The organism is Streptococcus sp. GS001, from assembly GCF_021595565.1.
Taxonomy (GTDB): Bacteria; Bacillota; Bacilli; order Lactobacillales; family Streptococcaceae; genus Streptococcus; species Streptococcus xiaochunlingii.
In genome coordinates, this window is sequence record NZ_JACSYJ010000001.1 from 501238 (window position 1) to 513662 (window position 12425).

Below are 12425 nucleotides of genomic sequence, written 5' to 3' on the forward strand. Positions count from 1 at the left end.
GACTTTACAAGCAATTTTTTGAAAAATATGGTATAATTGAAGCTATGGATTATCATGATTTTATATGGGATCTTGGTGGGACTTTATTGGACAATTATGAGACCTCTACAAAAGCTTTTGTAGCGACCTTACAGTATTTCCAAAGGGAGGCTGATCATGATTCCGTTTATGCAGCTTTAAAGGTTTCCACGGATTATGCTGTTCAGCAGTTTGCCTCAGACCTTCCAGACTTTTTGGGAGAGTATAAACAGCGAGAGAAAGAAGCTCTTGAAATCCCCTGCTTATTCGAGGGGACTGAGGAGTTATTGCATCGTCTGACAGCAGTCGGAGCCCGTCATTTTTTGGTTTCTCACCGTGACCATCATGTAGAGACCATCTTAGAAAAAACAGGGATTCGTCATTACTTTACAGAAGTTGTGACAGCTGATGATGGTTTTCCACGTAAACCAGATCCTACGTCCATGTTGTATCTAAAAGACAAGTATGCGATTGAGTCTGGCTTGGTGATTGGAGATCGCCCAATCGATATCGAAGCTGGTCAGAGAGCTGGCATGGCGACCTATTTGTTCGACTCAATGGATCAATTAAGTGCCTATATTTTTAATTAGAAAAGGGAAAGAATGACAGAAGAATTGAAGCAAGAAACGACTGGTCAAGAATATGATGCCAGTCAGATTCAGGTTTTAGAAGGTTTAGAAGCAGTTCGGATGCGTCCGGGGATGTATATCGGATCCACTTCTAAAGAAGGTCTTCACCATTTGGTTTGGGAAATCGTCGATAACTCAATCGATGAGGCCCTTGCAGGATTTGCTAGCCATATCGAAGTCTTTATCGAAGCGGACAATTCGATTACAGTCGTCGATGATGGACGGGGGATTCCGGTTGACATTCAAGAAAAAACGGGTCGTCCAGCGGTTGAAACTGTCTTTACCGTTCTCCATGCGGGAGGAAAATTTGGCGGTGGTGGGTACAAGGTTTCAGGTGGACTCCATGGAGTTGGATCATCCGTCGTAAATGCCTTGTCGACTCAGTTGGATGTTCATGTCCATAAGAATGGCCAAATTCATTACCAAGAATACAAACGTGGGCAAGTCGTTGCAGATCTTGAAGTGATCGGTAAAACTGATCGAACTGGTACAACCGTTCATTTTACTCCAGACCCAGAGATTTTCACAGAAACCACTGAATTTGACTTTGACAAGTTGAACAAACGGATTCAAGAATTAGCCTTCTTGAACCGTGGCTTACGGATCTCGATCACGGACAAGCGTGAAGGGCAGGAGCAAACGAAAGATTACCACTATGAGGGTGGGATTGCTAGTTATGTAGAATACATCAACGAAAACAAGGATGTCATATTTGAAACTCCGATTTATACCGATGGAGAATTGGATGATATCACGGTTGAAGTAGCCATGCAGTACACGACTGGTTATCACGAAACCGTCATGAGTTTTGCCAATAACATCCATACCCATGAAGGGGGGACTCATGAACAAGGTTTCCGTACAGCTTTGACCCGTGTTATCAACGACTATGCGCGTAAGAATAAACTTCTCAAGGACAATGAAGAAAATCTAACAGGGGAAGATGTCCGGGAAGGGTTGACAGCAGTGATTTCTGTTAAACACCCAAATCCACAGTTTGAGGGACAAACTAAGACCAAACTTGGAAACTCTGAAGTGGTCAAGATCACCAACCGCTTGTTCAGCGATGCCTTCTCTGATTTCTTGTTGGAAAATCCACAGATTGCTAAGAAAATTGTTGAAAAGGGAATTTTGGCTGCAAAAGCACGTGTTGCTGCTAAGCGCGCCCGTGAAGTCACCCGTAAGAAATCTGGTTTAGAAATCTCAAACCTTCCTGGTAAATTAGCAGACTGTTCATCTAACAATCCAGCTGAGACAGAACTTTTCATCGTCGAAGGGGACTCTGCCGGAGGATCTGCTAAATCAGGTCGAAACCGCGAGTTCCAAGCGATTCTCCCTATTCGTGGGAAAATCCTCAACGTGGAAAAAGCCAGCATGGATAAGATTTTAGCCAATGAAGAAATTCGTAGTCTTTTCACAGCTATGGGAACCGGTTTTGGTGCAGAATTTGACGTATCGAAAGCCCGTTATCAAAAATTAGTCATCATGACAGATGCCGATGTCGATGGAGCTCATATTCGAACCCTCCTCTTAACCTTGATCTATCGCTATATGAAACCAGTTTTGGAGGCAGGCTATGTTTACATCGCCCAACCACCAATCTATGGTGTAAAAGTTGGTAGTGAGATCAAAGAATACATCCAGCCAGGAGCCAACCAAGAAGCTGAATTGGCTGAGGCTCTTGAACGTTATTCTGAAGGTCGTTCCAAACCAACGATTCAACGATACAAAGGTTTGGGTGAGATGGATGATCATCAGCTCTGGGAAACAACGATGAACCCAGAACACCGCCTCATGGCGCGTGTGACAGTTGATGATGCAGCAGAAGCAGATAAAATCTTTGATATGCTTATGGGGGATCGAGTAGAACCTCGTCGTGAATTTATCGAAGAAAATGCCGAATATAGTACACTTGATGTATAAAATTCTGCGATATTTGCCAATTATTCGAATATTTATGATATAATAACTACGATTACTTTCAAGTAATTTAATGAAGGAGTTTTTATATGTCTAGTGGACTAATTATTCTCATTATTGTCATTGGGGTCCTCTTGGTTTTAGGATATGTAGTGGCAGTCTTATTGAGAAAGCGTAACGAAGCCTTACTGGCATCTCTGGAAGAACGAAAAGAACAGTTGTATAACCTTCCGGTAAATGATGAAGTAGAAGAAGTGAAGAGTATGCATTTGATTGGTCAAAGTCAAGTTGCATTTCGTGAATGGAATCAAAAATGGGTGGACCTATCCCTCAATTCTTTTGCTGATATCGAGAACAACCTCTTTGAAGCAGAAGGCTACAACAATTCTTTCCGCTTTTTAAAAGCCAAGCAAGCAATTGGAAATATTGAGAGTCAGGTTCAATTGATTGATGAAGATATCAAGGCCATCCGTCAAGCTTTATCTGAATTAAAAGAAAAAGAAGAAAAGAATAGCGGTCGGGTTGTTCATGCCTTGGATATGTTTGAAAACTTGCAAAAACAAGTAGCTTCTGATCCAGACGCATACGGCCCAGCACTTCCCGAAATCGAGAAGCAAGCTGAAAATATTCAAGTTGAGTTTTCAAAATTTGTAACCTTGAATTCATCAGGTGACCCTGTTGAAGCTGCAGAAATTTTGGATACAGCTGAAAACCATATTGTTGCCTTGACGCATATTGTTGAAAAAGTTCCTGCAATTGTGAAGGATGTCCAAACAACTCTTCCTGATCAATTGGAAGATTTGGAAGCTGGTCATCGCAAACTTTTGGAATCTGGTTATCATTTTACAGAGACCGATTTGGAAGCACGTTTCCAACAGTTGCATGCAGCTTTGAAAGCCAACCTACAAAATGTTGCTGCTCTTGAATTAGATAATGCGCTCTATGAAAATGAGCAGATTCAAGAAGAAATCAACGCCTTGTATGATATTTTCACTCGTGAAATTGAATCGCACAAAGTTGTTGAAAAATTGGTCAAAGCCTTACCAGGTTACCTTGCCCATGCGAAGGAAAATAACAAGCGTTTAGCAGAAGAAGTTGAACGTCTCAGCAAAACATTTGAAAGTAAAGAACTTAAGGAAAATCATTTGAAGGAGTTAGAAGCTGAATTAACAGCTCAAGAGCTCGTTGTAGAAGATGCCTTGAAGGATACATCTGAAACTCAAAAAGCCTACTCTATCCTTCAAGAAGAGTTAGAAGCGATTGAAGAACGTCTGAAAGAGATTGAAGATGATCAAATTGCTTTGAGCGAAACCTTGTCTAAGATTGAGAAAGACGACACCAATGCTCGTCAAAAGGTAAATATCTACGCCAACCGTTTACATGCCATTAAGCGTTACATGGATAAGCGTAACTTACCTGGAATTCCTCAATCCTTCCTAACTATCTTCTTCACTGCAAGTGATAACACAGAAGCTCTCTTGGCTGAGTTAGAAGGTCGTCGTGTCAATATCGAAAACGCCAACCGTCTCCTGGATATTTTGACCAACGATATGACAGAGTTAGAGGAAGAAACTTACAAATTAGTACAATATGCTACTCTAACAGAGCAGTTGCTTCAATACTCAAATCGCTATCGTTCATTCGACGATCATGTCCAAGCAGCGTTTGATGAAGCCTTGTACATCTTTGAAAAAGAGTATGACTATCCTGCTTCATTCAAAGTCATTTCAGAAGCATTGGAAACAGTTGAACCAGGAGTAACAGAGAGATTTGTTACCTCATTTGAAAAAACAAGAGAATCCATCCGATTCTAATCTAAAACATCCAGGAGAATATTCCTGGATGTTTTTTTATGGAAATGAAGCTGTGATGGGAATGGAAGGATAGAAAAAGGAGATGAGTCCATGAAAGTTTTAATTGCTCCAGATTCATTCAAAGAAAGCTTACCTGTGAAAGATGTAGCGGAAATTATTGCAGAAGGCTTGCGTCAGTCTCTCCTCGATGTAGAACCGCTCACCTGTCCTGTTGGAGATGGTGGGGAAGGGACAGTGGATGCCATCAGCTACTCATTGGGATTGAAGGAAACTTTTACCCTTGTCACAGGTCCATTTGGAGAGCCGGTAGAAATGCGGTATATGGAGAAGGATTCTCTGGCTCTCTTTGAAGTAGCCGACTTGATCGGTTTAGGAAAGATTCCAGTTGATCAACGCCGTCCACTTGACCTAGAAACCCGAGGAATTGGTGAACTGATTTGTTATTTAATCAAACAGGGAAAAAAGGAGATTTATATCGGGGTTGGAGGAACAGCGACCAATGATGGTGGCCTGGGACTTGCAATAGGACTAGGCTACCAATTCTATGATCGAGAAGGAAGAGAATTAAAGGCCTGTGGACAAAGTCTTTTAGATTGGGATTCCATCTGTAAAGAGAAAGCGTTCAAGATCCCAGATGATGTCCAGATACAGATCTTAGCAGATGTATCCAATCCCTTATGTGGACTAGATGGTGCGACCTATATTTTTGGAAAACAAAAGGGGCTCAGTCCCAATATGTTTGAACAAGTGGATCAAGCTATTAACAGCTTTTACGAAAAGCATTATCCGAGTATTTTGACTCAAGCAGGGATGGGAGCTGGTGGAGGTCTTGCTGCGGGTCTTTGTGCCTTCGCGCAAGCAAGACTGGTATCAGGGATTGATAGCTGTTTAGATTTGATTGACTTTGATTCCAAAGTAGCTAATGCAGACTTGGTCATTGTCGGTGAAGGGCGACTGGATCATCAGAGTCTATCCGGAAAAGCTCCGATAGGGGTTGCGAGACGAACTCCAAAAGGAATCCCAGTAATAGCCATTTGTGGTAGTCTTTCAGATGATTTACCAAGTCTCCCATTTGAAAATATAGTCGGTGCCTTTTCTATTACGAAATATCCCGATAGTTTAGAGCAACTTCTGAAGGATGCGAGGGAAAATCTTCTCTTTACAGCTAGAAATATCGGTAATCTATTAAGCATAGAAAAAAGCGGTTAAACCGCTTTATTCTATCTAATGTTAAATACTAATAAAATGTCTAAGGGACAGCTCTGATCAACCAAACCATTTCTTCCAAAGAGAAGGTTTGGACGGTTTCTTTTCTTCCTCCCAGAGATCCGCAAAAGAAGAACGGAGGTCCTTGTCAGTAGTGGTAACTGGTGCATCTGTATGAATCACGAGCCCAAAAGGAGAGGAGTCGTGTTCCTCCGAAACAATAGTAGCCTGGCAACCAAACTCTTTTGCTTGTTTTAGATAGCTCAACTGGACGCTAGAATCAACATTTGGAGAAATCTTTACAAAGAGTGGGTTAGCTTGTTCATTCAAGATTTTCAGCACCTTCAAAAAGCCCTTCTGAAGCTGAGGACTATTGCTTGTTTTTAAATCGGCATATCCTAGAACTCGCTCTTCAAACGTACCTAGAAAGCGACGCTGTTCATCAGGATTTAATTTTAGGCCACCGTTAGCCTTTTCCATAATTTCTTTAGATAGATCAGTCATAAGAATAGTATATCATACTTTAGGTTGAAAATGCCAAACGAATAAAGGCTGATCCAAACAAAAAGAAAGCGATTTCTTGATAAAGTTAAGGAAAATCTGCACAAAGATAACATTTTTTCTTGAAAAACGCGTATTTTTAAGGTATCATAGAGGTGTAAAAAATTTAAACTCAAAGGAGAGTAAGAAATGTCAATTATTACTGATGTTTACGCTCGCGAAGTCCTAGACTCACGCGGTAACCCAACACTTGAAGTAGAAGTTTATACTGAATCAGGTGCTTTCGGACGTGGTATGGTTCCATCTGGAGCTTCTACTGGTGAACACGAAGCAGTTGAACTTCGCGATGGTGACAAATCTCGTTACGGTGGTCTTGGAACTCAAAAAGCTGTTGACAATGTAAACAACATCATTGCTGAAGCTATCATCGGTTACGATGTACGTGATCAACAAGCTATTGACCGTGCAATGATCGCTCTTGACGGTACTCCTAACAAAGGTAAATTGGGAGCAAACGCAATCCTTGGTGTGTCTATCGCTGTAGCTCGTGCTGCTGCTGACTACCTTGAAATCCCACTTTACAGCTACCTTGGTGGATTCAACACTAAAGTTCTTCCAACTCCAATGATGAACATCATCAACGGTGGTTCTCACTCAGATGCTCCAATCGCTTTCCAAGAGTTTATGATCTTGCCAGTTGGTGCACCTACATTTAAAGAAGCTCTTCGTTACGGTGCTGAAATCTTCCACGCTCTTAAGAAAATCCTTAAATCTCGTGGTCTTGAAACTGCCGTAGGTGACGAAGGTGGATTCGCTCCTCGTTTCGAAGGAACTGAAGATGGTGTTGAAACTATCCTTGCTGCGATCGAAGCTGCTGGATATGTACCAGGTAAAGACGTATTCATCGGATTTGACTGTGCATCATCAGAATTCTACGATAAAGAACGTAAAGTCTACGACTACACTAAATTCGAAGGTGAAGGCGCTGCTGTTCGTACATCTGCAGAACAAATCGACTACCTTGAAGAATTGGTTAACAAATACCCAATCATCACTATCGAAGATGGTATGGATGAAAACGACTGGGAAGGTTGGAAAGCTCTTACTGAACGTCTTGGTAAGAAAGTACAATTGGTTGGTGACGACTTCTTCGTAACTAACACTGACTACCTTGCACGTGGTATTCAAGAAGGTGCTGCTAACTCAATCCTTATCAAAGTTAACCAAATCGGTACTCTTACTGAAACTTTCGAAGCTATCGAAATGGCTAAAGAAGCTGGTTACACTGCTGTTGTATCACACCGTTCAGGTGAAACTGAAGATTCAACAATCGCTGACATCGCAGTTGCAACAAACGCAGGACAAATCAAGACTGGTTCACTTTCACGTACTGACCGTATCGCTAAATACAACCAATTGCTTCGTATCGAAGACCAACTTGGTGAAGTAGCTGAATACCGTGGATTGAAATCATTCTACAACCTTAAGAAATAATCTAGTTAACTAGATACAAAAGATCCTTGAGTTTTCTCAAGGATTTTTTTGTTATCGAGCCAAAAAAAAATCCTCAACTATCTAGTTGAGGAATCGTTTTATTAGAACAAGCCTTTGATTTTATCTACAGCACCGCTGACGAGATCGTTTCCAGCAACAAGTGCTTTCGCTTGTTCTAAGTAGTCACCAAGGTTATCCTTGTTGTCATCGATGAATTTTTTAGCAGCATCGAAATCTTTCTTTTCGATCATTTCTTTGACTTGGTTAAACAAATCCATTGGGTTCATGAGGTTTCTCCTATAAACTATTTATTATTATCACTATTTAATCATTTTTCAACCAAACTAGCAAGCGTTTTGATTCTTAGTTGAAGAGGGCGCAAACTGCCTCTGGTACGTAGAAATCATGGCTCAATTCAGTCAATCTACCACTCGCCTTGTCGCGTTTAAAAACAGTGGCATTGTCTGAATCTTGATGGACTGCAATGAGGTATTCTTGATCAGGACTAAGAATGAAATCGCGTGGATTGAGTCCATTGGTTGGAACGATTTCAAGAAGCACTAGGCTACCATCTGCCAATATTTCATAGACTGCAATGGAGTTATGGGCCCGATTAGAGGCATAGAGGAATTTCCCATCCTCGGAGAGGCGAATAGCAGCAGCCCATTTTTGACCTTCATAATCTTCTGGTAGGGTGGAGATGGTTTGGAAATGTTCAAAGTAGCCAAGTCCATCATAGAAAAGGACATCGATGGTGGCGTTTAATTCATTAATCAGGTAAGCCGTCTTGTAATGAGAATGGAAAATGATGTGACGCGGACCAGCACCTGGAGCAGTTTGGTAGGTTTGAGCTTCTGTCAGTTTTCCAAAATCATCGACTTGGTAGACCACGACTTGATCAGTTCCCAAATCACAAGTGATGAGCAACTTATCTGGAGTAAGATCTGCATAGTGAACATGGGGACTGGCTTGGTTTTCGTGAGGTCCAGAACCCTGATGAGTTGCTTGATCGACCAAGGTCAAATGCCCGTCCTCATGGATGCGATAAGAGAGGACTTGTCCCTTGTGATAGTTAGCTCCATAGACCAACCCACGCGCTTCATCAACAGAGACATAACAGAGGGGGGCTCCTTCATCGACGACGTGATTAATCAACTGGTGGTCAGGGCTAAAGCTCGCAATACCACCAAGACCCTCTTCGGCTCCCACACTGTATAAGAAACCAGCTTTTGAAAAAGCGAGATAGGTTGGATTTGGCTCTTGCGCAACTAGTTGCAAGTCGCTAAGCTGACCAGTTCTTTCATCGAAGGAAGCTTTGTAAATTCCTTTGGAGTCGCGTTTGGTATAGGTTCCGAAATAAATATCTTGCATCACATGCACCTCGACTTAGTTGATAGCTCCATTATATCAGAAAAGAAGGGGATGGAAAACGATTAGGTGAAGGATTGAGGAGTTCAGGAACAAAATGTACCTCACCTTTGGCTATACCGTGAAATTATGAACTAAAAATGCTAAAATAAAAACAGATTGAAAACGAAGGAGATTCCTGTGGAACATAAAGAAAAAGATTTTAGTTTATCCTGGTTTTTTAAATGGTTTGTTGATAATAAGGCCATTACTGTTTTCCTAGTAGCCTTGCTAATGGGATTAAATATTTTAGTTCTGAGCAAGATTAGTTTTATTTTTACACCGCTGTTAGAGTTTGGAGCAGCGGTCATGCTACCCGTCATTATTTCTGGGCTCCTCTATTATTTGTTAAATCCAATTGTTGACTTTTTGGAAAGGCACCGGGTTAAGCGGATTATTGCGATTTCCATCGTCTTCATCTTGATTGCCCTTCTCATTTTATGGGGCTTGGCCGTCGCTATTCCAGCCATTCAGCGTCAGGTTCTCAGTTTTATGAAGAATCTGCCAGATTACTTGGAAAAGGCCAATATGACCATTGATGATTTCTTAGACAACAAAGTGTCGCCAGAAATCAAGCCTCAACTGGATGAATGGACCAGCCAGTTGTCAGAGAATATTACTAGCTGGGCGAGTTCCTTTTCTGCCCGTGCAGTCAACTGGGTCAGCAATCTGATTGCTGTTGCCTCTCAGGTCATTATCGCTTTAATTATCATGCCGTTCATCGTCTTCTATCTCTTGAGAGATGGAAAGAACCTGAAAGGGCAGATCATTCGCTTCTTACCAACCAAGATTCGTGAATCAGCAGGCAAGGTGCTGTCTGATGTCAATACACAATTGGCCAATTATGTCAGAGGTCAGATCACTGTTGCCATCATCGTAGCTTTGATGTTCATTCTATTGTTTAAGATCATTGGACTTCGTTACGGAGTGACACTTGGTGTAACCGCTGGTTTTCTGAACTTGATTCCATACTTGGGTAGTTTCTTGGCTATGCTCCCAGCCTTAGTCTTGGGCTTGGTGGCAGGACCAGAGATGTTTGTTAAAGTCGTCATTGTCTTTATTGTTGAGCAAACCATCGAGGGACGTTTCGTTTCCCCACTTGTCTTGGGTAGTCAGCTCAATATCCACCCAATTACGATTCTGTTTGTATTGATTACTTCTGGCTCTATGTTTGGAATCTGGGGAGTCTTCTTGGGAATCCCAGTTTACGCTTCAGCTAAAGTAGTCATCAGTGCTCTATTTGAGTGGTACAAAGATGTCAGTGGCTTGTACGAAAAGGACGAAATTGAGGAAATTCAACGTGGAGAATAGTCAAAAAATTCTAGAAGCAATTGAGAAACAAGAGTTAGATCGCTTGCCGGCTTATTTGGAAAAGGCTTTGCTAGAAGACGATCCAGCAACCTTGTTAGAATTGGGCCAGTATTTTGAAAGTATTGGTTTTTATCCTGAAGCCAAGCAAACCTACTTGCATCTAAGAGATGATTATCCAGAGGTCTATCTGAGTCTAGCGACCATTGTAGCCGAGGATGGTCTAATGGAAGAAGCCTTTGCTTATTTGGAAGAAATCCCTGAAAGTTCGGAATGGTATTTAGCCAGTCTCCTAGTCAAGGCGGACCTCTACCAAAGTGAGGGGCTTGCAGATGTGGCTCGGGAAAAGCTGATGGAAGCAGCGACTCTTTCAGATGATCCGATCATTCAGCTTGGCTTGGCAGAGATTGATCTGGAACTCGAAAATTACCAAGAAGCCATTCAAGAGTATGCTCAGTTAGACAACCGTCTCATTTTAGAAGAAACAGGCATTTCCACTTATCAGCGGATCGGCTATGCCTATGCGAATCTAGGTCGGTTTGAGGCTGCCATTGAGTTTTTAGAAAAGGCCTTGGAAATCGAGTTTGATGACCAGATTGCCTATGAATTGGCAACCCTTCTCTATGACCGAGAAGAGTATCAACGGGCTCTGATCTACTTCAAGCAGATCGATACATTGTCACCAGACTTTGAAGGGTATGAATACGGCTATGCCTTGGCTCTACAAGCTGAGAATGACCGAGAAACAGCGCTAGCGATAGCAGAGCAAGGGATTCAAAAGAATCCTTTTGATGCCTACCTCCTCCTTCTAGCTTCCCAGTTGGCCTACGAGTTACATCAGCCAGAAAAGGCAGAAAACTATCTGTTAGAAGCAAAAGAAGTGGCTGAGGACCTCGAAGATATCGCCCTTCGCCTAACAACCCTTTATTTGGAACAGGAACGCTATGAAGACGTCCTTGAATGGCAGGAAGTGGAAGTGGAGAATGTGGTCACCCGCTGGAATATCGCTCGTGCCTTGGTAGCACTCGAAGAGGTTGAAAAAGCAGATGCAATCTATGAAGAGCTCTACCCAGATTTGAAAGAAAATCCAGAGTTCTTAGAAAGCTATAGCTATCTCTTGAGAGAGTTGGGTGATATTGCAAAAGCCCGGGAAGTGGCAGAAGGCTATTTGCAGTTAGTGCCAGATGATGGGCAAATGCAAGCTTTCTATGAGAGTCTGCTAGAAGAATAAGAGTTTGGCTCTTGAGGGAGCGGGAATCCGAACAAGTGTGTATCATTGTTCTGGCCCGCTCTTTTTTAATCAGTCTTTCTGTTATTGTCCTTAAGAATATGGTATACTGGAAGGGCTAAAAAGAAGACAAGATGAATGAGGGAGAAAAAATGGAACCGGTGAAATTGTTTCAATACAATACCTTGGGGGCTTTGATGGCAGGTCTCTATGGGGGATCCTTTACCATTAAAGAATTACTAGAGCACGGAGATTTAGGAATTGGGACCTTGGACTCAATCGATGGCGAATTGATCGTCTTAGATGGTAAGGCTTATCAAGCTAAGGGTTCAGGAGAGGAACCAGAGATTGTGGAAGTATCTCCAGATGCGACCGTCCCTTATGCGGCCATTGTTCCCCATCAGGCCGAAGTGATTTTTCGGCAACGCTTTGAAATGACAGATGAGGAATTAGAGGCTCGCATTGAATCTTATTACGATGGCGAAAATCTGTTTCGTTCGATTAAGATTCATGGTGATTTTGCAAAAATGCATGTGCGCATGATTCCCAAATCGACCTCGGAAACCAAATTTGCAGATGTGGCGACCCATCAGCCAGAATTTACACGAGAAAATGTTACAGGAACCATTGTTGGTTTTTGGACGCCAGAGATGTTTCATGGGGTCAGTGTAGCAGGCTATCACCTTCACTTTATCTCAGATGACCATACCTTCGGGGGGCATGTCATGGATTTTGTCATCAAAGAGGGCATCGTCGAAGTTGGAGCCATTGATCAATTGGACCAACGCTTCCCCGTCCAGGACCGCCAGTATCTCTTTGCCAAGTTCAATGTTGACCAGGTCAAAGAGGATATTCACAAATCAGAATAAAACAAAAGGGCTGAGATGATTCTCAGTCCTT

At 42.2% G+C, this 12425-nt stretch carries 11 protein-coding genes; 8 read left to right on the forward strand and 3 right to left on the reverse strand.

Features of this window, described 5'->3' with window-relative positions:
• Window positions 1-44: 44 nt before the first annotated feature.
• The 4 genes from H8S88_RS02550 to H8S88_RS02565 all read left to right on the forward strand — a co-directional run bounded on the left by H8S88_RS02550 (window position 45) and on the right by H8S88_RS02565 (window position 5590).
• The gene (locus H8S88_RS02550) at window positions 45-608 is read left to right on the forward strand and encodes an HAD-IA family hydrolase (RefSeq protein WP_006595945.1); all 564 of its coding nucleotides are present in this window, start codon (window positions 45-47) and stop codon (window positions 606-608) included.
• 12 nt (window positions 609-620) lie between these two features.
• Window positions 621-2570 (forward strand): DNA topoisomerase (ATP-hydrolyzing) subunit B, encoded by a 1950-nt coding sequence (gyrB, locus tag H8S88_RS02555; RefSeq protein ID WP_125335979.1) that lies wholly within the window; start codon window positions 621-623, stop codon window positions 2568-2570.
• 86 nt (window positions 2571-2656) lie between these two features.
• Window positions 2657-4381 carry a septation ring formation regulator EzrA gene (gene ezrA, locus H8S88_RS02560; RefSeq protein ID WP_125335977.1) on the forward strand — a complete coding sequence of 575 codons (1725 nt, stop codon included), beginning with the start codon at window positions 2657-2659 and terminating at the stop codon, window positions 4379-4381.
• Between the two features lie 90 nt (window positions 4382-4471).
• Window positions 4472-5590, forward strand: a complete 1119-nt coding sequence (locus H8S88_RS02565; protein ID WP_125335975.1) for a glycerate kinase — start codon at window positions 4472-4474, stop codon at window positions 5588-5590.
• A 57-nt stretch (window positions 5591-5647) separates the two neighbouring features.
• Here the strand turns inward: H8S88_RS02565 and H8S88_RS02570 are convergent, their stop codons facing one another.
• A complete protein-coding gene (locus H8S88_RS02570) occupies window positions 5648-6091 on the reverse strand; it encodes a DUF1694 domain-containing protein (protein WP_125335973.1) in 444 nt (147 codons plus the stop codon).
• 186 nt (window positions 6092-6277) lie between these two features.
• On the opposite strand from H8S88_RS02570, the gene eno reads away from it, so the two are divergent.
• Window positions 6278-7582 carry a surface-displayed alpha-enolase gene (eno, locus tag H8S88_RS02575; RefSeq protein WP_006597394.1) on the forward strand — a complete coding sequence of 435 codons (1305 nt, stop codon included), beginning with the start codon at window positions 6278-6280 and terminating at the stop codon, window positions 7580-7582.
• A gap of 101 nt (window positions 7583-7683) precedes the next feature.
• Here the strand turns inward: eno and H8S88_RS02580 are convergent, their stop codons facing one another.
• Together H8S88_RS02580 and H8S88_RS02585 are read right to left on the reverse strand one after the other, a co-directional pair.
• On the reverse strand, window positions 7684-7869 hold the full coding sequence (locus tag H8S88_RS02580) for a hypothetical protein (protein WP_023023803.1): 186 nt from the start codon (window positions 7867-7869) through the stop codon (window positions 7684-7686).
• 76 nt (window positions 7870-7945) lie between these two features.
• Window positions 7946-8956, reverse strand: a complete 1011-nt coding sequence (locus tag H8S88_RS02585; RefSeq protein WP_185761533.1) for a lactonase family protein — start codon at window positions 8954-8956, stop codon at window positions 7946-7948.
• A gap of 174 nt (window positions 8957-9130) precedes the next feature.
• Here H8S88_RS02585 and H8S88_RS02590 point away from each other — a divergent pair, with 174 nt between their 5' ends.
• The 3 genes from H8S88_RS02590 (at window position 9131) to budA (ending at window position 12394) form a co-directional block, all read left to right on the forward strand.
• Entirely contained in the window at window positions 9131-10300 is a 1170-nt protein-coding gene (locus H8S88_RS02590) for an AI-2E family transporter (protein WP_125335969.1), read from the forward strand.
• Window positions 10290-11528 carry a tetratricopeptide repeat protein gene (locus H8S88_RS02595; protein ID WP_125335967.1) on the forward strand — a complete coding sequence of 413 codons (1239 nt, stop codon included), beginning with the start codon at window positions 10290-10292 and terminating at the stop codon, window positions 11526-11528. The genes H8S88_RS02590 and H8S88_RS02595 overlap by 11 nt, the downstream gene beginning before the upstream one ends.
• Window positions 11529-11677: 149 nt before the next feature.
• Window positions 11678-12394, forward strand: coding sequence for an acetolactate decarboxylase (budA, locus tag H8S88_RS02600; RefSeq protein WP_048691055.1), 717 nt, complete (start codon window positions 11678-11680; stop codon window positions 12392-12394).
• Window positions 12395-12425 lie beyond the last annotated feature (31 nt).